We start from the raw sequence: 17,979 nt of genomic DNA on the forward strand, positions 1-17,979 counted from the left end.
GCGTTGCGCTGTCGTACCGGTTTACGCGGCACCCGATCGTCGCCGCCGCGACCGGACGCCGACGCATCGACGGTCGCCGGGCAGGACGAACACGAGCAAGATCAATATTTGACGTCAGACCGTCCCCGAATGGAATGATCTTGCAGTCATTGGCAAATCGATTCATTGCGTGTCGAGGAGGAGAGCCGTGCTGGATGCGGTCGACGCCGTGCTCGTCCGCGAGCTCCAGCGGGATGGCAGGGCGACGTTCCAGGCGCTCGCCGACCGCGTCGGGCTGTCCCGCACGGCCGTGCGGGCGCGGGTGCAGCACCTTCTCGAGTCCGAGGTGGTGCGCGTCGTCGGCATCGTGCACGCCGCGGTGGTCGGCGCGGAGGCGATCGGGCACGTCTCGGTCACCGTCGACGGCTCGGCCCGGGAGGTCGCCGGGATCATCGCCGCCAGGCCCGCGGTCAGCTTCGCCGCGCTGACGGCCGGCCCGCACGACCTGGTCGCCCAGGTGCGCACCCGCGACGACGCGGCCCTGGCCGCCGAGGTGGACCACATCCGCTCGGTGCCGGGCGTGCGCGCCGCGGAGGTGTTCCGCTCGGTGACCACGGTCCGCGACACCCACTCGGTGGTGCGCGAGCTGGGCGAGGTCAGCCTCGACGACATCGACTGGCGGCTGCTGCAGGAGCTGCAGCGCGACGGCCGCGCCCCCTACACCCGGCTGGCCAACATCATCGGCCTGTCGCAGGCCGCCACCCGGGCCCGCGTGGTCCGCCTGATGCGCTCCGGCGTCATCCAGGTGACCGGGCTGGCCGACCCCCACGCCCTGGGCGCCCGCGAGCTGGGCGGCTTCGGGCTGGTGGTCACCGGCGGGCTGCGACGCGTCGCCGAGGCGGTCGCCGAGCAGGACGGCGTGCGCTACGTGGCGACCGGCTTCGGCCGGTACGACATCGTCGGGCAGGCCGAGGCGCCCTCCCGCGCCGAACTGGTGTCGGTGCTGGACGCCATCCGGGCGGTGCCCGGCGCCACCGTCCGCGAGTCCTGGCATCACCTGGACGTGGTGAAGGAGTCCTACGCCGTCGAGCTGCCGGACAAGCCGCTCAACGGAGCCGTCCGCCCCGGCGGTCACTGACCCCTCACCGGCGGCCCCGGTCGCCTCGCGCAACGGTCCGGCCGTCACGGGAGCGCTTCCACCCCGACGGCCGGGCCCGCGCGCGGCCCCCGCCCCGCATGGGGCAGTGGCGGGTCGGCGGCGGGCCAGTGGCGGGCCGGTGGCGGGTCAGCGGTGGTCGCGGGCGGTCTCCTTGGCGAACGCCAGGAAGTCGCGGGCCGCCGGGGACAGCCGGCGGTGCGCGTGCACCAGGGCGATCAGGCGGGTCAGCGGCGGGCCGAACGAGCGGACCACCAGCCCGCCGGTGTCCTCGACCTGGTTGCGGTACCACACCAGTGAGCCCAGGCCCGCGCGCACCCAGTCCAGCCAGGCGGAGCGCTCGTCGGACTCCACCGCGGGCACCGGCCTGACACCGAAGTGCGCCAGCATCGCGTCCAGCTCGGCGCGGCGGGCCCCGCCGCGGGCGGGCATGATCAGGCGCAGGCCGTCCAGCGCCGCCGGCGGCACCGGCTCGCGCAGCCCGAGGCCGGGCGGGGAGACCAGCACCACCTCCCGCTCCTCCAGCGGGTGGGCGACCAGGTCGCCGGGCACCGGCAGGTCGGTCACGGCCAGGTCGGCGCGCCCGGCGCGCAGCGCCGCGGCCACCACGTCGCGGCCCGCGCAGCGCACCACGCGCACCCGCACCGCGGGCTGCTCGCGGGCGAAGCGCGGCAGCAGCCCCCCGGTCAGCTCCGGCTCCAGGGACGGCTGGGTGGCCACGCGCAGCTCGGCCCCCCGCCCGTCGGCGCGCGTCACCGACAGCCCCTCGATCGCCTCGATCGCGCCCAGGGCGACGCGGGCCTGCCGCACCACCTGCTCGCCGACCGGGGTGAGCACGACACCGCGGCCGGAGCGGGCGAACAGCTCCACGCCGAGCTCGCGTTCCAGCTCGCGGACCGCCCGCGACAGCGCGGGCTGGGCGACGTAGAGCGCCTGTGCCGCCGACGTCATCGTCCCGTGGTCGGCGGTCGCCACGACATAGCGCAGCTGCCGCAGATTCATGCCCCGACGGTATGCCAACGAACCGATTCGGGCCTGGACATAGCCGGAACCGGACCGATGCTCGCCGGGCGGGACGAGCCGCACGTCCTCGTGCTATCGGGGCGTCGTGCCCGGCGCGGCGTCCGGCGGGGGAGCGGCCTGCCGGCCGGCCTCCTGGCCGGGCTCGTGGTCGGGCTCCAGCGGCGGCGCGCCCACCGCGCAGTGGCTCTTGCAGCGGGGCTCGCGTTCGTGGTCGGGGGCGGCGCGCAGGACGTCGTCGCGCACCGTCAGGACCGTCAGCACGGCCCCGGCCAGTAGCATCACCGCGCACACCCGCATCGACGCGGCGAACCCGCCGGAGAACACCGCCGGATCGTCGTAGGCGGCGCCGGTCAGCCCGGCCAGCGGCGGGATCGCCGCCACCGCCAGCAGCCCCGCCGTGCGCGCCACCGCGTTGTTGACGCCGCTGGCGACGCCCGCGTGCCGGCTGTCCACCGTGGCCAGCACGGTCGCGGTCAGCGGCGCCACCACCGCCGACAGCCCCAGCCCGAACACCGCCACGGCCGGCAGCACGTCCCGCACGTAGGAGGCGTGCGCGCCGACGCGGCCGACCAGCAGCATGCCGACAGCCGCGACCACCAGCCCGACCGTCATCGGCAGCCGCGGCCCGATCCGCTGCGCCAGCGCCCCCGCCCGCGACGACAGCAGCAGCATCAGCACCGTCACCGGCAGCAGCGCCGTGCCCGCCGCGATGGGCGAGAACCCCGACACCACCTGCAGGTTCACCACGAACAGGAAGAACATCACGCCCATCCCGCCGTACATGACGAAGGTGACGGCGTTGACGGCCGAGAACTGCCGCGACCCGAAAACCTCCAGCGGCAGCATCGGCTGCGGCACCTCCCGGCGGCCGCGCCGCCCGCCCCCGCCCCTCCGGGCCCGGCCGCGGGAGCGTTCGAGGAGCAGGAACCCCGCCGCCGCGAGCACGCCCACCACCGCCGCCGTGGCGACCACCGGGCCGACGGCGCCCTCGGGCGCCTCGGTGAGGGTGTAGGTGACCCCGGCCAGCGCCAGCGCGGCCAGCGCGGCCCCCAGGACGTCGAAGCGGCCGTGCGCGCCCGGGTCGGCGCTCTCGGGCACGTGCCGCACCGTCACCAGCACCACCACGGCGGCCAGCGGCAGGTTCAGCAGGAACACCCACCGCCACCCGGCGGCCTCCACCAGCCACCCCCCGACGAAGGGGCCGACCGCGCCCGCCACGCCGCCCAGCCCCGACCAGGCCCCCACGGCGCGGGGACGGTCGTCCGGGGCGAACGACGCCTGGATGATCGCCAGCGCGCCCGGCGTCAGCAGCGCCCCGCCCGCGCCCTGCAGCGCCCGGGCCGCCACGAGCATGACCACGTCCTGCGCCGCCGCGCACAGCGCCGAGGCGACCGCGAACCACACCACGCCGATCAGGAACACCCGGCGCCGCCCGTACCGGTCGCCCAGCGAGCCGCCCAGCAGGATGAACCCGGCCAGCGTGAGCGTGTAGGCGTTGACCGTCCACTGCAGGCCCGACATGGACGCGTCCAGCTCGCGGGCCAGGCGCGGCAGCGCCACGTTCACCACCGTGGAGTCCAGCAGGGCCACGCTGGAGCCGAGCACCGTGGCCAGCAGCAGCCAGCGGCCCTGGGCGGTGCCCAGCCGTATGTCCGACATCAGGGCCGGACCAGCTCGTACGACGCCATGCAAGCATCGTCGCACGCCGCCGGCCGTGGTTCAGCGGCGCGAGGGCGTCACCAGTGGTCGGGGCTGAACGGCTCGTCCTCGGGACGCGCCGACTGCGACAGCAGCCGCAGGTCGGACTCCACCATCATCGTCACCAGCTCCTCGAAGGTGACGTCGGGCTCCCAGCGCAGCTGCTCGCGGGCCTTCTTGGGGTCGGCGCACAGCAGGTCCACCTCGGCGGGGCGGGTGTAGCGCTCGTCCAGCACCACGTGGTCGCGCCAGTCCAGGCCCGCCGTGCGGAAGGCGAACTCCACCAGCTCGCGCACCGAGTGCGTCTCGCCCGTGCCGATCACGAAGTCCTCGGGGGCGTCCTGCGCCAGCATCAGCCGCATCGCCCGGGCGTAGTCGCCGGCGAAGCCCCAGTCGCGCCGCGCCTCCAGGTTGCCCAGCCGCAGCTCCGTGGCCAGGCCCAGCTTGATGCGCGCCACGCCCAGCGTCACCTTGCGGGTGACGAACTCCGCGCCCCGCCGCGGCGACTCGTGGTTGAACAGGATGCCGCTGACCGCGAACATCCCGTACGACTCGCGGTAGTTCTGCGTGATGTAGTGCCCGTAGGTCTTGGCGACCCCGTACGGGCTGCGCGGATGGAACGGGGTCTTCTCGTTCTGCGGGGTCTCCCGCACCATCCCGAACATCTCCGACGACGACGCCTGGTAGAAGCGGATCTGCCCGGCGCCGGGGGTGCGCGACGGGCTGATGCCCGACACCACCCGGATCGCCTCCAGCATCCGCAGCACGCCCATGCCGGTCACCTCGGCGGTGAGCTCGGCCTGCTGCCACGACATCGGGACGTAGGAGATCGCGCCCAGGTTGTACACCTCGTCGGGCCGCACCCGCTCCACCGCCGAGATCAGGCTGCCCTGGTCCAGCAGGTCCCCGGTGGTGATCTGGACGTCGCCGACGTGCTTGCGCAGCCGCGCCACGTGCGGGTTGGCCTGACCGCGGACCAGGCCCCAGACCTCATGTCCTTGCGCGAGCAGATGCTCGGCGAGGTACGAGCCGTCCTGCCCGGTGATGCCGGTGATGAGTGCTCGCCTGGACAGCGGATCCTCCTGGCCGTATCGGTCGCACACGGGCTCACCGCGAGGGGGTTCCCCGCCGTGAGAGTGAAATATGAGGTTAGCGACCCGGTTGCGACGCTGACGAGAGAGGGCGCCGTTTGAACCGAATTTGCTTCGAGTTCAACGGCGGCGTGGCGCGCCGGGAGCGGGATGTGCGAGCGTGGGCTCATATGAGGTGCTGCGTGAGGTGCTGTGATGACCGCCGGTGAGGTCCGTCCGGCCGCCGGGGGCGCGGGTGCGGCCGCCGGCGCGGCGCGTCCGGAACCGGCCCCGCTGCGGCCGAACGGGCGGCCGCTGGGCCGGTACGCGATCATGGCGGTGGTCAACCGGACCCCCGACTCGTTCTTCGACCGGGGCGCCACCTACGCCTTCGAGGCCGCGCTGGCGGCCGTGGACCGGGCCGTCGCAGAAGGCGCCGACATCGTCGACATCGGCGGCGTCAAGGCCGGGCCCGGCGAGGACGTCGACACGGCCGAGGAGATGCGGCGCGTGGTCGAGCTGGTCGCCGCCGTCCGCGACCGCCACCCCGGCGTCGTGATCAGCGTGGACACCTGGCGCGCCGAGGTGGGCGAGGCCGTGGCCGCCGCCGGCGCCGACCTGCTCAACGACACCTGGGGCGGCCCGGACCCGCGGCTGGCCGAGGTCGCCGCCGCGCACCGCATCGGCCTGGTCTGCGCGCACGCCGGCGGTGTGGCGCCCCGCACCCGGCCGCACCGGATCGGCTACGACGACGTGGTCGCCGACGTCGTGCGGCACGTGACCGCCGAGGCCGAACGCGCCGCCGCGCTGGGCGTGCCGCGCGACGCCATCCTCATCGACCCCGCGCACGACTTCGGCAAGAACACCCGCCACTCGCTGGAGATCACCCGCCGCCTGGGCGAGCTGACGGCCACCGGCTGGCCCGTCCTGGTCGCGGTGTCCAACAAGGACTTCATCGGCGAGACCCTCGGCCAGCCGGTCGAGAAACGCGGCGTCGGCACCATGGCCGTGCTGGGGGTGTCGGCGTGGCTGGGCGCGCGCGTGTTCCGCGTCCACGACGTCGCGGGCGCCCGCCGCGCCCTGGACGCCGTCGCCGCCCTCACCCCCTGACCGCACCCCGCCTCGGTGATCGCCGCGCCTGGGTGATCGCCGGCGGTTCGGCGGGCGGCGCGGTTCAGTGGGCTGCGGCCTCGCGTTGGCGGGCCCGATAGGCCGCCACGTGCATGCGGTTGCCGCAGGTGCGGCTGTCGCAGTAGCGGCGGCAGCGGTTGCGCGACAGGTCCACCAGGACGCGTGAGCAGTCGGGGGCCTCGCATGTGCGCAGCCGGTCCAGTTCGCCCGCGGCCACCACGTACGCCAGCGCCATGCCGCAGTCGGCGGCCAGATGCTCGTCCATGGGGGCGCCCGGGGCGAAGAAGTGCACGTGCCAGTCGTAGCCGTCGTGGTCGGTCAGGTGCGGCGTGGTGCGCACCTCGCCGACGATGTCGTTGATCAGCCGGACCGCCGCCGGGACGTCGGCCGCGGTGAACACCGCGTGGAAGCGGTCCCGCAGGTCGCGCACGCGCGCCAGGTCCCGCTCGGTGAGCCGGTCCACGTCGCTGAACCGGTTGCGGTCGACGAACGCGCGCAGCGCGGCCAGATCCGCGAGCCGTTCCTCCCCCGACGCCTCGGGCCCGGTGTTGATCAGGTCGACGACGGTGGCGAGCGCGTGCTCGGCGTCATGGGTGAAGATCACTGTGACTCCAGTCTCGGCGACCGGCGACGGACGTGGGGGCACGCGTCGGCACGGGGGCCGTCCCCCGAGAGCGCCGCACGTTATCACCATATGACGCCGGAGGCTGAACGGCGCCCCGTCCCGGAACGGCGCCCGCCTCCGGTGGGGGACGCGCCGGGGACGGCCCGTCGGCGTCCGTTGCGAGCGGGGCGCCCGACTACTGACGATCCACCGCGAACGCGCGTATACCGCGTCGTCGTGGACAGGTAACGGCCGTGGGCGAGGAACGGATCTTCGTCGTCTTCCTGGTCGTCGCGGTCGTCGTGCTGGCGGCCCGCGCGCTGGCCGGGCGGATGCGCGTGCCCGACGCGATCCTGATGGTCGTGCTGGGCATGGCGGCCGGGTTCGTGCCGGGGCTGCCGCCGGTGCGGGTGCCGCCGGAGGTCGTCCTCATGGGGTTCCTGCCGCCGCTGGTGTACCACGCCGCGTTCTTCACCGCGCCCCGCGAGGCCCGCGCCGACGCGGTGCCCATCTTCACGCTGGCGGTCGGGCTCACCGCCGTCACGACCGTGGCGGTGGCGGGGACCGCGTATGCGCTGCTGCCCGGTGTCGGCTGGGCCGCGGCGTTCGCCTTCGGCGCCGCGGTGGCGCCCACCGACGCCGTCGCCGCCACCTCCGTGATCCAGCGCCTGGGCGCGCCCCGCCGCATGGTGACGATCCTGGAGGGCGAGAGCCTGATCAACGACGGCGTGGCGCTGACCATCTTCGGGCTGGCGGTCGAGGCGCTGTCCACGCCGTTCACCGCCGGGCACGGTGCCGCGCGGCTGGCGCAGGTCGCGTTCGTCGGCGTGGCGTACGGGCTGGCGGTCGGCCTGGTCGTGCGCCGGCTGCGGCGCCGCATCCAGGATCCCAGCAGCCAGATCATCGTGTCGCTGATCACCCCCTACCTGGCCTTCATCCCGGCGGAGAACTTCGGCGCGTCCGGGGTGCTGGCGACCGTGACCGCCGGGTTCTACCTCGGCACCCGCTCGGAGGGCGTGCTGCAGCCCGCGTCCCGCCTGGTCGGGAACACGTTCTGGCGCATCCTGGTCTTCCTGCTGGAGTCGACGCTGTTCGTGCTGCTCGGACTGCAGATCCGCCAGGTGCTGCGCGAGCCGCACGGCCACACCTGGACAGAGGTCGGCTGGGCCGCGCTCGCGCTGGCGGCCGTGGTGGTGGCGGTACGGCTGGTGTGGGAGCTGGCGACCGGGCCGCTGGCGGTGCTGGTGCCCGGCGGCCGCCGCAGCCGCCGCGGGCTGGGCTGGCGGCAGCGCGTGGTGATCGGCATGGGCGGGATGCGCGGCGCGATCTCGTTCGCCATGGCGCTGTCGGTGCCCGTGGCGGCCGGACCCGACCGCGGCGTGCTGGTGCTGCTGGCGGCGCTCGTCGTGCTAATCACACTGGTCGGGCAGGCGCCGCTGCTGCCAGTGCTGCTGCGGCGGTTCGGGCTGATCGAGCCGGGCCGGCGGCGCGTGGAGTCGATGCGCGCCCGGCACGACGCCCTGCAGGCGGCCCTGGCCCGGCTGGACGAGATGGCCGCCGCCGACGAGGTCGACGACCGCACCGCCGACGCGTTCCGGCAGATGCTGGAACTGCGCCTGCAGCGCGTCCGCAACCGGCTCGACACCGACGGCGACACCGAAGGGGACGACACCGCGCTCACCAGCAGCCGCCGCGTCCGCCGGGAGCTCGTGCGGGCCCAGCGCGCCAAGCTGCAGGCCCTCTACCGCAAGGGCCGCATCGGCGCCGACACGCTCCGCGAGATCAGCAGCGAGCTGGACTTCGAGTACTCCGCCCTGACTCGCCGCCCCCGCCCCTGACCGGCCGGGCCCGCGCCTCGGCGGGGGAGTACGCGGGTCAGCGGGAGTACGCGGGTCAGCGGGAGTACAGGGGGTCGGCGACGACCGGGTAGTAGGCGCCCTCGTGCGCGACGCGCATCGTCACGACGTTGCCGTCCAGCACGTAGTCGGCCTTGACCGGCCGGAACATCGAGTCGCACGCCCACGGGCTGTAGAGGCGGCCCACGGTGGCGCCGTAACGCAGGTGGACGACGTCGTAGCCGCCCGACGGCATGGCCTCCAGCGCCAGCCCGTCGGCCAGCGCGAACGGGAAGCGGAACTCGGCGGGCGCGTCCGGCCCGTGGATCACCGTCAGCAGCCGGACGCCGCCAGAGGTGGTCTGCGCGAGCATGTCGGTGTCGACGTCCACGCCGACGAACACCCGCAGGCTCGGCCGGATCACCTGGGCGACGGTGTCGGCGGCGGTCGCGTCGATCCCGATGTGGACGCGCTGGCCGTCCTTGGTCGGCACCCACACGCCGTCGCGGGCGCGCTGGCCCCACCCGACGTCGGGGTTCTCCAGCTCCTGGGGCTCGTTCTTGCCCCGAGCGACCAGAATCCTGGAGGCGGCGCTCATCGCCGCGGCAGCCCCGTCACGTGCGTGCCTCATGGCGGGCCCCCTCGCATCGTCGATCCATCGCCCCATCACACTGATGTGGGTTTACCACTGTGACCCCCGGCACGGGGCTACCGGGTCGATACCGGGTGCTTTGCCGTGCTTCGCCCCCTGCGCCGTTGGACTTTACACCACGCTTATATGTGACGATCCAGCCCATAACCGGGATGACCACACCATGTCACAAGGGAGACCAGCCATGACCAGCACGCCGCCGCCCGGCACCGTCCGCGTCGCCGACCTGCCGCCCGAGCGGCAGCGCGAGCTGCACGCCATGATGCGCGACTCCACCCCGCTGCACCGGCTGCTGGCGCTGGAGATGGTCGAGATCGGCGAACGGCACGCGGTGCTGTCCATGCCGGTGCGCCCGGAGGCGTTCAACAGCACCGGCAACCTGCACGGCGGCGCCATCGCCACGCTCATCGACGTGGCCGCCGGCACCGCGGCCGCGCGCGGCAGCGGCTTCCAGCCGGGCGAGCAGAGCCTGGTCACCGCCGACCTGCACGTCCGCTACCTGGGCCGGCCGCACGGCGACACGGTGTTCGCCCGCGCCGAGGTGCTCAAGGCGGGCCGCCGGCTGGTGATCGTCGAATGCCGGGTCACCGACGTCGAGGACCGCGTGATCGCCGCCGCCGACTTCTCCATGATGATCGTCCCGCTGCGGAGGCCGCTGCGCCCGGTCGACGGCGCCACGCCCACCGACCCCGACCTGTGACCGCCCGCCCCGCGATTCCCCGTCCCGGAAAAACAATTGCGGGGAATCGCGGGCCCGCGCATCCTGGACGTGTCGAAAGGCAACGGGAACACCGAAGGGGTGAGCCACCGGTTAGGCGACTGGTCTCCAAAACCAGTGAAAAGCAGGTTCGACTCCTGCCGCCCCTGCCAGGCGAGCGACGGCGTTCGCCGCGACGGGCTTGTGGTGTAACGGGAACACATCTGTCTTGCACACAGACGATCAGGGTTCGACTCCCTGCGAGTCCACGAGGCGGCTTTCGGTGCTCGGCGAGCTGCTGCTCGCCTTCGCCGAGGCCCGCCGTGTCCTTCGAGGGGCGGCCCCCCGAATCCCCCGGGGTGCTGTATTCGTGCCGTAGAGGCCTTGTGGGTGAGGCGTCAGGTTTCCACCCTGAAGAACCGGGTTCGACTCCCGGCTACGGCTCTCATTCGGTGCTCGTTAGGGCGTCAGGGCCTCGCGTCGGATCGTCTCGAACTGGGCGGCCATCGCGTCGGCGAGGGTGCGGGCGGCCGACATCGGCCGGACCATGACGCACAGTTCCTCGATCAGCCCGGCGTCGTTCGTGCGCAGGAAATCGCACCCGTGGACTTCGCGGTCGCCGATCCGCGCCTTGAACATCAGCGCGTGGTCGCGGCCCGCCTGATCGGCGATCTCGCGCACGTACCGCAGGTCCTCGAAGACCCGCGCGACGCCGCGCAGGATCGCGCCGACCATGGCGCGGCCGGTGTACGGGGTGAAGGCCACCGGGCTGAGGAAGACGACGTCCTCGGCCAGCAGCCCCGGCAGGGCGCCGACGTCGCCCCGTTCGACCGCCTCGCGGAACGGGTGCATCCGCCACCTCCATAGTCAGATTTTTGAATAGGTATGAACGTTAGTGTGACCTCCGGGCGTTGTCCAGGTGTCGTCCGGGGCCGGCCTACCAGGCGCGTGCGGCCCGCAGCAGGTGGTCGCGGACGAGGGTGACGTGCGGGTTGTCGGCGGGGCCGGAGCGCTGGGCGAGGAACGCGGTGTTGATGGGCGGGTCCTCGGGCTCCAGCAGGAGCACCAGGGTGCCCGCGGCGAGCTCCTCCTGGCACAGGTAGCGCGGCAGCACGCTGATCCCGGCGCCCGCGACCACGGCGGCCAGCACGCCGCGCAGGTCGGGGACGACCACGGCCGACGGGCCCGACAGGCGCGTGCCGAACACGTGCCGCCAGTAGCGCCGCGCGATCGGCAGATCCTCGGCGTAGGTGACGAGCGGGACGCCGCGCAGCGCGGCCGGCCCGTCGGCGGCGACGCGTCCCGGGCCGACGCGCCGCGCCCAGCCGGGCGCGGCGACCAGCACGAACTCCTCGTCCATGAGCGGTTCGGCGGCCAGTACGCGGCCGCGCGGCCGCCGTGTGGCGATGACCAGGTCGAACAGGCCCCGCCCGAGGTCGGCGAGCAGGTCGTCGGTCAGGCCGGGGGTGACGCGCAGCCGCAGGCCGTCGTCCACCAGCGGCGCCAGGGACGGCAGCACCCGCACGGCCAGCAGCTCGGCGGGACCCGCCAGGTGCACGGGCCCCGGGGGCGCCTCCCGGCCGGATCCGCCCGCCACCACGGCCAGGGCGTCCAGCGGCGCGGCGACCTGGGCGGCCAGCTCGTCGGCCACGGGCGTCGGGGCCACGCCGCGGGGGAGCCGTTCGAACAGGCGGCGGCCCAGCCGCCGTTCCAGCGCCCGCACCTGGGCGGTGACGGTCGGCTGCGCCAGCCCGAGCAGCGCGGCCGCGGCCGTGAACGAGCCGGAGCGGTGCACGGTGAGGAAGGTCCGCAGCTGGTTGAGGTCCAGCGCGCCGCCACCGGCGACGCCGGAAGTGCCATCGGTTTTTCTATGGCTCACCCAGCGCAGCCTATTTGTTGGCGTCGCAGCGGGCGATCTAGCGTCGATGCCGTCCGGCAGACATGGAGAGGACGAACGATGGCCAGGATTCTTTTCGTGATGACCGGGGCGGCCCACTGGACGCTCGCCGACGGCACCCGCCACCCGACCGGTTTCTGGGCCGAGGAGGCGGCCGTGCCCTACCGGGCGTTCACCGAGGCCGGGCACGAGGTTGCGGTGGCCACGCCGGGCGGCGTGGAGCCGCCCGTGGACCGCGCGAGCCTGACGCCCGACGCGGCCGGAGGGCCCGAGGGCGCTCGGGAGATGGCGGCGGCGCTGGAGTCGTTCGGCGCGCTGCGCGAACCGGTGGCGCTGGAGGACGTCGACGTGGACGGCTACGACGCGGTGTTCGTCCCCGGCGGGCACGGCCCGATGGAGGACCTGTCGCGCGACCCGGCGTGCGGGCGCGTGCTGACGGCCGCGCTGGACGCGGGCAAGCCCCTGGGCGTGGTGTGCCACGGCCCGGCCGCGCTGCTGGCCGCCCGGCGGCCCGACGGCACCTGGCCGTTCGCCGGATACCGGCTGACGGCGTTCACCAACGCGGAGGAGACGCAGGCGGGCCACGCCGCCAGGGCCGCGTGGCTGCTGCAGGACCGCCTCACCGAGAACGGCGCCGACTTCCAGGCGGGTCCGGCCTGGCAGGCCAACGTGGTCGTCGACCGCAACCTGCTGACCGGGCAGAACCCGCAGTCGTCCGCGCCGCTGGCCGCCGAGTTCGTCAAGGCCCTCGGCGGCGCCGCATGACACGGCGGCCGTGGACACCGGTCCACGGCCGCCCTGTCCCCGGTCCTCAACGCCTGAGGACGCGGTCCAGCAGGGCCGCGGTCTCCCGCCGGTGGGCGTGGGAGATCACGCCGAACACCACGCCCAGCACGGCCGGGAACGTCGCCCACGCGGGCTCCAGCACGAACACCTGGGTGACGACGGCGCCCGCCATCACCCCGATCAGGCCCAGCGACGCCAGGCCCGCCAGCCGCGGGACCAGCAGCCCGACGCCCCCGGCCACCTCGACGACGCCGGTGAAGTACCGGAACCACTGGCCCCAGCCGATCTTGGTGAAGGTCTGCACCGCGTCCTGCTGCCCGGCGAACTTGGGCAGCCCCGACGCGACGATGAGGAAGACGGCCAGCAGGACCTGGACCGTCCAGAGGGCGACGACGGCGGGACGCCGCCGGACGGCGGTCCGCTCGGCGGTGCGGGATGCGAACGCTTCCTGGGTGGCCATGACGATCTGCCTTCCGGGTCGGGGAGGGGGAAGGACGCTGTCGTGCGTCTCGCAGATGTCGACCCGGGGCGCCCGCGAAACTCATCGCCGAAACAGGGGGCGGCGCGATGCCGGTTCCCTCGACATGGCGAGGCCACGGCGGCCGGACAGCCGCCGTGGCGTTCGGGTTCGACCCGCCGGACGCGGGGTCAGCAGGTGGCGGGGGCGGCCAGGGGCGTCGGGGCGGTCACCGCGGCCAGGACCTCGCTGAGACGGTCCAGGGAGTCGGCGATCCAGGGGAGCGTCAGCGGGTCGGGGGTGGCCAGGGCCGCCAGGCGCTGCTCCTCGGTCTCCCCGTACAGCAGGCTGGACGACACCCGCATGCGCAGCGCCTCCTCGGCGTCGCCGAAGGCCGCGCCCGGCAGGACGCCCACGCCGTGCCGCTCCAGCAGCAGCTCGGTCAGGTCGGCGCCGGTGCGCACGCCGTGGTCGGCGCGCAGGCGGTCGCGCAGCGGCTCGAAGTCGGGGTAGACGTAGAAGGCGCCCTCGGGGGACGGGACGCGCGCCCCGACCGCCTCGAAACGGGCGGTGACGGCGGCGGCGACCGTGGCGTGCAGCCGTCGGCTGCGGTCGACCCGCTCGACCAGCTCGGGCGGCTCGGAGAAGGCGAACGCGGCCGCGTGCTGCATGGGCGCCGGCGCGCTGGACCAGATCTCGCTGCCCACGCCCAGCAGGTCGGTGCGCAGCGTCTCGCCGATCGGGCCGTCCGGCAGGCGGGCCACCCCGATCCGCCAGCCGCCCGCCGCCAGGTGCTTGCTCAGCGCCGTCGTCACCACGGTGCGCTCGGGGGCGTACGCCGCCGGGCTCGGCACGTCGCGGGACGGGTCGTGCACGAGGTCGCGGTAGATCTCGTCGGAGACGATCACAAGGTCGAGCTCGCGGGCCACCTCGCACAGCCGCCGCACGGTCTGCTCGGACGCCAGCGTGCCGGTCGGGTTGTCCGGCAGCGTCACCACGACCCCGGCGACCGAGCGGCCCTGCGAGCGGGCGCGCACCACGGCGTCGGCCAGCAGCGCCGGGCTCGGCACCCCGCCCTCGCCCGGGGGCGTGGCGACCTGGATCGCCCCCTCGGCGGCCATCGTCGCCTGGGCGGCGTAGCTCACCCAGCTGGGCGCCGGTATGACGATCTCACCGCCCAGTGACATCACCAGGCCGAAGAGCAACGCCTTGCTGCCCGGCCCGCTCACCACCATCCCCGGCTCGGTGGGCAGGCCGCGGCGGCTCCAGTAGCCGGCCGCGGCGGCGCGCAGCGCCGCCGACCCGGCGACCGGGCCGTAGGCGCCGCGGTCGGAACCGGCGGCGAGCTCGCGGGCGAGCGCCGGGTGGATCGGCAGCCCGGCCTCGCCGAAGCCGAGCGGCAGCACCCGCACCCCCTCGCGACGCTTGCGCGCCATCGCCTCGTTGATGGCGAGGGTGGGCGACAACGGCACCCGGCGGGCGCCGGAGGGTCTGGACCCGGTGGAGGTCGCCTCGGTGGACTCGTTCTGGACTGGCATTCAAGTGCTCCAGGGCATGCTGGCGTACACGGAGAGTTACACAGGGATCCCCGTAAGTGACCCGGCCGGGCTCGACTCATTGTTTTCCCAGAAAAAGCGTCATCACAAGCGAGTCTCATCGATGCAGACCATAAGATGAGCTGATGCTCGAAGTGCGTAGGCTGCGGTTGCTGGCCGAGTTCGCCCGCCGGGGCAGCATCGCCGCCACCGCCTCGGCGCTCGGCTACACCCCCTCCGCGGTCTCCCAGCAGCTCGCCGCGCTGGAGCGGGAGGCGCGCGTGGCGCTGCTGGACCGCACCGCCCGCAGCGCCGAGCTGACCGACGCGGGGCGCCGCCTGGCCGAACGCGCCGAGGAGATCCTCACCCTGGTCGAGGCCGCCGAGGCCGAGCTGTCGGCCAACGCCGACGCCCCCATGGGACGGGTGGTCGTCACCGCCTTCCCGACCGCCGCCGTGGCGTTCGCCCCGGCGCTGGCCGGCAGCCTGGCCGACCATCCGGAACTGACGTTCGTGCTGCGGCAGACCCGGCCGGGCGACGGCATCCGCCAGGTGCGCAGCGGCGAGGTCGACATCGCGCTCGTCGACGACTGGACCGGCAAGCTGGCCTCGCACGCGCCCGCCGCGCTGAAGTTCTTCCACCTGTGCCGCGACCCGCTGGTGCTGGCGGTGCCGGCCGGGCATCCCATGGCCGACCCGGCCAAGCCGGTCGACCTGCAGGAGCTGCGCGAGGAGGCGTGGATGGCCGCGCCCACCGGCGAGCCGTCCCGCCAGGCGGTCGACCGGCTGCTGGACACCGTGGGCGGCCGGCGGCCCATCCCGTGGGAGTTCGAGGGCCTGCACACCATCCTCAGCCTGGTGGCGCGCGGCATCGGCATCGCCGCGATCCCGGCGCTGGCGCTGGCGGCCGGCGATCCGGACGTGGCGGTGCGCCGCCTTCCCGACTGCGACCTGGCCCGCGAGGTGTACGCGGTCACGCGGGCGGCCAGCGTGCGCCGTCCCTCGGTCGCCGTGACGCTGCGCGCCATCTACTCGGCCGCGCGGAAGGTCCCGCCCGTCCTGCCCGACGAACCGGACTACCTGCTCGGCTGAACCTCGCCGCCGCCCGGCCCGAACCTCCCCGCGACGGCACACCGCCGAGGGGAGGAGCCGGGATGGCGACAATTCGGGGCGAAACCGTCCAGTCCGGTACGCGGCATCCCGTACCGTGGGGCGGGTCGTGACCAGCTCCGCCCGCCCGGACCGAGCCGATTCGGGGACGCAGCGCTTCATGGACCCACGCTCCACGGACCCACCTCTCACGGACCCACGCCCCACGGACCCAGGCTTCATGGACCGACCCGACCACCACGCCTTCGAGATGCCCCGCCTGACGGCGCTGATCAGGCACGCCCTGCCGCGCTTCGTCGAGGGCGTCATCGCGCCGGTCGCGGTGTTCTACGCCGCGTTCGCGCTGCTCGGCCTGAACGGCGCGCTGGCCGCCGCCGTCGCCTGGGTCTATGGCGGAATCGCCTGGCGCTGGTGGCGCGGCCACGGCGTGTCGGCGATGCTGGTGCTGGCCGCGCTCGGCGTGACCGTCCGGGCGGTCCTCGCGGCGGCCACGCACAGCGCGGTGGTGTACTTCCTGCAGCCCACGCTCGGCACGCTGATGGTCAGCGTGGCCTTCCTGGCGTCGGTGCCGCTGCGCCGTCCCCTCGCCCAGAAACTGGCCACCGACATGGTGCCGCTGCCCGAGGCGTTTCTGCGGCACGAGCGCGTCCGGCAGTTCTTCCTGCGCATCTCGCTGCTGTGGTCGCTGGTCTTCTTCGCCAACGCGCTGATCAGCCTGTGGATGCTGTTCAATGAGTCGATCGGCATGTACCTGTGGGTGCGCACCAGCCTGGTGACCGCGCTGGGCGCGGCCGCCGTGGTGGTGTCGGTGTGGGGCTTCCGGCGGTGCCTGCGGCACGTCAACGGCGAGCACGCCGACGGCGAGCACGGCGCGGCCCCGGCCGCCGCCCCGCCCGCGCCGTCGGCCGCCTGACGGGCGCGTCCGGGGCGCGTCCGGCGGCCGCCCGGGAGCCGTCTGACGGCCGCGTCACATCTCTCGCGCGGGGGCCAACTTTTTCTCCGGACGGAGCGTCTTTCATTCTTGGATAGATTCCGGGTAAGGGATTATTCAAGAACAGTGGGGGTTGTTCGTGGGCGACAAGGGTCGTTTTGGGTTGGCGGTGGCCGGAGGTGCCGGTGCCGTGCTCGTCCTGGTCACGGGCTGCAGCGGCGGCGACGGCGGTTCGGGCGAGCTTGCCTCCGGCAAGACGGCCACGGCGACGATCACTCCCGCCAACGGCGCCGCCTCGGTGCGGCCGGACGGGCCCATCGAGGTCAAGGCGGCCCAGGGCACCCTGCAGAACGTCACCGTGCAGGGCAAGGGTTCGACCATCACCGGGAAGATGTCGGCCGACCGCAAGACGTGGCGGTCGGAGCGGACGCTGACGCCCGCCACGTCGTACACGGTGACCGCGCAGGTCAGCCATGACGGCAAGACCGAGACGGTGAGCAGCACCTTCACCACGCTGAAGCCGGCGAGGACACTGTCGATCATCGACGTCACGCCCAACCTGGAGGGCGAGAAGGTCGGCGTCGGCATGCCCATCTTCGTCCGGTTCAACCGGGCGGTCACCGACCGGGCCGCCGTGGAGCGGGCGCTGCAGGTGACGCCGGAGAAGCCGGTGGCCGGCGCCTGGCGGTGGGTGGCGCCCGACCAGGTCATCTACCGCACCCAGACGTACTGGCCCGCGCACCAGCGGGTCCGCTTCAGCGCCCGGCTGGCCGGACTGAACCTCGGCAACGGCACCTACGGCGCCAAGGACGTCCAGGAGACCATCCAGATCGGCGCCGCCCAGATCACCAAGGGCAACATCAACGGCCACCACATGACGGTCACGCGGGACGGCAAGAAGCTGCGCACCATCCCGTTCAGCGCGGGCAACGGCACGACCCGCGAGTACACCACCACCAGCGGCGTCCACCTGCTGATGGAGAAGGGCAACCCGGTCATCATGGAGGCGCCGGGCCGCAAGCCCGGCGACCCGGGCTACTACAAGCAGAAGGTGAACTACGCGGTCCGCTTCTCCAACAGCGGCGAGTACGTGCACTCGGCGCCCTGGTCGGTGGGCTCGCAGGGGTCGGCCAACGTCAGCCACGGCTGCCTCAACGTCAGCCCGTCCAACGCCAAGTGGTACTACGACATCATGCAGCGCGGCGACGTGATCGACCTCAAGGGCACGTCCCGCGACGTCGAGTGGGACAACGGCTGGAGTTTCTGGCAGCTGTCGTTCGCCGAGTGGAAGAAGGGCAGCGCGCTCTCCTGATCGCGCCGTTCCCGGTCCCGCCCTTCCGATCACGCCCTTCCGATCACGCTTGGTCGCCGGTCCGGCGGCCGCCGTGACCCGCTGCAACGCTTTGATCTCGGGGCCCC

General features: G+C 73.8%; 17 protein-coding genes and 3 tRNA genes. 11 read left to right on the plus strand and 9 right to left on the minus strand.

Annotation, left to right across the window (positions count from 1 at the left end):
* Window positions 1–187 precede the first annotated feature (187 nt).
* A complete protein-coding gene (locus ABZ801_RS13625; protein ID WP_360697178.1) occupies window positions 188–1,117 on the plus strand; it encodes an Lrp/AsnC family transcriptional regulator in 930 nt (309 codons plus the stop codon).
* Between the two features lie 147 nt (window positions 1,118–1,264).
* Here ABZ801_RS13625 and ABZ801_RS13630 read toward each other — a convergent pair whose 3' ends face one another.
* The 3 genes from ABZ801_RS13630 to ABZ801_RS13640 form a co-directional block, all read right to left on the minus strand.
* Window positions 1,265–2,137 carry a LysR family transcriptional regulator gene (locus ABZ801_RS13630; RefSeq protein WP_344954237.1) on the minus strand — a complete coding sequence of 291 codons (873 nt, stop codon included), beginning with the start codon at window positions 2,135–2,137 and terminating at the stop codon, window positions 1,265–1,267.
* A 93-nt stretch (window positions 2,138–2,230) separates the two neighbouring features.
* Window positions 2,231–3,817: an MFS transporter gene (locus tag ABZ801_RS13635; RefSeq protein WP_360697182.1), complete on the minus strand. Its 1,587-nt coding sequence runs from the start codon at window positions 3,815–3,817 to the stop codon at window positions 2,231–2,233.
* A gap of 77 nt (window positions 3,818–3,894) precedes the next feature.
* On the minus strand, window positions 3,895–4,929 hold the full coding sequence (locus ABZ801_RS13640; protein ID WP_344954263.1) for a GDP-mannose 4,6-dehydratase: 1,035 nt from the start codon (window positions 4,927–4,929) through the stop codon (window positions 3,895–3,897).
* A 330-nt stretch (window positions 4,930–5,259) separates the two neighbouring features.
* On the opposite strand from ABZ801_RS13640, the gene folP reads away from it, so the two are divergent.
* Window positions 5,260–6,036 carry a dihydropteroate synthase gene (gene folP, locus ABZ801_RS13645; protein ID WP_360698168.1) on the plus strand — a complete coding sequence of 259 codons (777 nt, stop codon included), beginning with the start codon at window positions 5,260–5,262 and terminating at the stop codon, window positions 6,034–6,036.
* Between the two features lie 64 nt (window positions 6,037–6,100).
* On the opposite strand, the gene ABZ801_RS13650 is transcribed toward folP, so the two are convergent.
* On the minus strand, window positions 6,101–6,661 hold the full coding sequence (locus tag ABZ801_RS13650; protein WP_360697185.1) for a CGNR zinc finger domain-containing protein: 561 nt from the start codon (window positions 6,659–6,661) through the stop codon (window positions 6,101–6,103).
* Window positions 6,662–6,915: 254 nt separating this feature from the next.
* Here ABZ801_RS13650 and ABZ801_RS13655 point away from each other — a divergent pair, with 254 nt between their 5' ends.
* The gene (locus ABZ801_RS13655) at window positions 6,916–8,499 is read left to right on the plus strand and encodes a Na+/H+ antiporter (protein WP_360697188.1); all 1,584 of its coding nucleotides are present in this window, start codon (window positions 6,916–6,918) and stop codon (window positions 8,497–8,499) included.
* A gap of 55 nt (window positions 8,500–8,554) precedes the next feature.
* Here ABZ801_RS13655 and ABZ801_RS13660 read toward each other — a convergent pair whose 3' ends face one another.
* Window positions 8,555–9,127 carry a hypothetical protein gene (locus ABZ801_RS13660; protein WP_344954230.1) on the minus strand — a complete coding sequence of 191 codons (573 nt, stop codon included), beginning with the start codon at window positions 9,125–9,127 and terminating at the stop codon, window positions 8,555–8,557.
* A gap of 205 nt (window positions 9,128–9,332) precedes the next feature.
* On the opposite strand from ABZ801_RS13660, the gene ABZ801_RS13665 reads away from it, so the two are divergent.
* The 4 genes from ABZ801_RS13665 (at window position 9,333) to ABZ801_RS13680 (ending at window position 10,289) form a co-directional block, all read left to right on the plus strand.
* Entirely contained in the window at window positions 9,333–9,848 is a 516-nt protein-coding gene (locus ABZ801_RS13665) for a PaaI family thioesterase (protein WP_360697192.1), read from the plus strand.
* 95 nt (window positions 9,849–9,943) lie between these two features.
* Window positions 9,944–10,018 (plus strand) — tRNA-Trp (locus ABZ801_RS13670).
* A 25-nt stretch (window positions 10,019–10,043) separates the two neighbouring features.
* A tRNA-Ala gene (locus ABZ801_RS13675) sits at window positions 10,044–10,114 on the plus strand.
* Window positions 10,115–10,217: 103 nt separating this feature from the next.
* Window positions 10,218–10,289 (plus strand) — tRNA-Gly (locus tag ABZ801_RS13680).
* Window positions 10,290–10,304: 15 nt separating this feature from the next.
* Here ABZ801_RS13680 and ABZ801_RS13685 read toward each other — a convergent pair.
* Together ABZ801_RS13685 and ABZ801_RS13690 are read right to left on the minus strand one after the other, a co-directional pair.
* Complete coding sequence (locus ABZ801_RS13685) at window positions 10,305–10,697, minus strand: nuclear transport factor 2 family protein (RefSeq protein ID WP_360697196.1); 393 nt, start codon at window positions 10,695–10,697, stop codon at window positions 10,305–10,307.
* Window positions 10,698–10,782: 85 nt separating this feature from the next.
* Complete coding sequence (locus tag ABZ801_RS13690) at window positions 10,783–11,724, minus strand: LysR family transcriptional regulator (protein ID WP_360697199.1); 942 nt, start codon at window positions 11,722–11,724, stop codon at window positions 10,783–10,785.
* 78 nt (window positions 11,725–11,802) lie between these two features.
* Here ABZ801_RS13690 and ABZ801_RS13695 point away from each other — a divergent pair, with 78 nt between their 5' ends.
* Window positions 11,803–12,507, plus strand: a complete 705-nt coding sequence (locus ABZ801_RS13695) for a type 1 glutamine amidotransferase domain-containing protein (protein ID WP_360697202.1) — start codon at window positions 11,803–11,805, stop codon at window positions 12,505–12,507.
* A gap of 46 nt (window positions 12,508–12,553) precedes the next feature.
* On the opposite strand, the gene ABZ801_RS13700 is transcribed toward ABZ801_RS13695, so the two are convergent.
* Window positions 12,554–12,988, minus strand: a complete 435-nt coding sequence (locus tag ABZ801_RS13700; RefSeq protein WP_360697205.1) for a DoxX family protein — start codon at window positions 12,986–12,988, stop codon at window positions 12,554–12,556.
* A 188-nt stretch (window positions 12,989–13,176) separates the two neighbouring features.
* Entirely contained in the window at window positions 13,177–14,421 is a 1,245-nt protein-coding gene (locus ABZ801_RS13705; protein WP_344954257.1) for a pyridoxal phosphate-dependent aminotransferase, read from the minus strand.
* 245 nt (window positions 14,422–14,666) lie between these two features.
* Here ABZ801_RS13705 and ABZ801_RS13710 point away from each other — a divergent pair, with 245 nt between their 5' ends.
* From ABZ801_RS13710 to ABZ801_RS13720, 3 genes are all read left to right on the plus strand, one after another.
* Window positions 14,667–15,611, plus strand: a complete 945-nt coding sequence (locus tag ABZ801_RS13710) for a LysR family transcriptional regulator (protein ID WP_360697208.1) — start codon at window positions 14,667–14,669, stop codon at window positions 15,609–15,611.
* 238 nt (window positions 15,612–15,849) lie between these two features.
* On the plus strand, window positions 15,850–16,542 hold the full coding sequence (locus ABZ801_RS13715) for a VC0807 family protein (protein ID WP_360697211.1): 693 nt from the start codon (window positions 15,850–15,852) through the stop codon (window positions 16,540–16,542).
* 208 nt (window positions 16,543–16,750) lie between these two features.
* Window positions 16,751–17,872: an Ig-like domain-containing protein gene (locus ABZ801_RS13720; protein ID WP_360697214.1), complete on the plus strand. Its 1,122-nt coding sequence runs from the start codon at window positions 16,751–16,753 to the stop codon at window positions 17,870–17,872.
* Window positions 17,873–17,979: the final 107 nt, after the last annotated feature.

The sequence above is a fragment of the Actinomadura sp. NPDC047616 genome (assembly GCF_040642915.1).
GTDB lineage: Bacteria > Actinomycetota > Actinomycetes > Streptosporangiales > Streptosporangiaceae > Spirillospora > Spirillospora miaoliensis.

What these genes read in the sequence shown, in the direction of transcription:
- folP (WP_360698168.1), top strand. Translation starts at nt 5,260, where the DNA reads ATGGCGGTGGTCAACCGGACCCCCGACTCGTTCTTCGACCGGGGCGCC.
- ABZ801_RS13715 (WP_360697211.1), top strand. Translation starts at nt 15,850, where the DNA reads ATGGACCGACCCGACCACCACGCCTTCGAGATGCCCCGCCTGACGGCG.
- ABZ801_RS13665 (WP_360697192.1), top strand. Translation starts at nt 9,333, where the DNA reads ATGACCAGCACGCCGCCGCCCGGCACCGTCCGCGTCGCCGACCTGCCG.
- ABZ801_RS13705 (WP_344954257.1), bottom strand. Translation starts at nt 14,421, where the DNA reads ATGGCGCGCAAGCGTCGCGAGGGGGTGCGGGTGCTGCCGCTCGGCTTC.
- ABZ801_RS13630 (WP_344954237.1), bottom strand. Translation starts at nt 2,137, where the DNA reads ATGAATCTGCGGCAGCTGCGCTATGTCGTGGCGACCGCCGACCACGGG.
- ABZ801_RS13660 (WP_344954230.1), bottom strand. Translation starts at nt 9,127, where the DNA reads ATGAGGCACGCACGTGACGGGGCTGCCGCGGCGATGAGCGCCGCCTCC.
- ABZ801_RS13710 (WP_360697208.1), top strand. Translation starts at nt 14,667, where the DNA reads ATGCTCGAAGTGCGTAGGCTGCGGTTGCTGGCCGAGTTCGCCCGCCGG.
- ABZ801_RS13685 (WP_360697196.1), bottom strand. Translation starts at nt 10,697, where the DNA reads ATGCACCCGTTCCGCGAGGCGGTCGAACGGGGCGACGTCGGCGCCCTG.
- ABZ801_RS13700 (WP_360697205.1), bottom strand. Translation starts at nt 12,988, where the DNA reads ATGGCCACCCAGGAAGCGTTCGCATCCCGCACCGCCGAGCGGACCGCC.
- ABZ801_RS13695 (WP_360697202.1), top strand. Translation starts at nt 11,803, where the DNA reads ATGGCCAGGATTCTTTTCGTGATGACCGGGGCGGCCCACTGGACGCTC.
- ABZ801_RS13635 (WP_360697182.1), bottom strand. Translation starts at nt 3,817, where the DNA reads ATGTCGGACATACGGCTGGGCACCGCCCAGGGCCGCTGGCTGCTGCTG.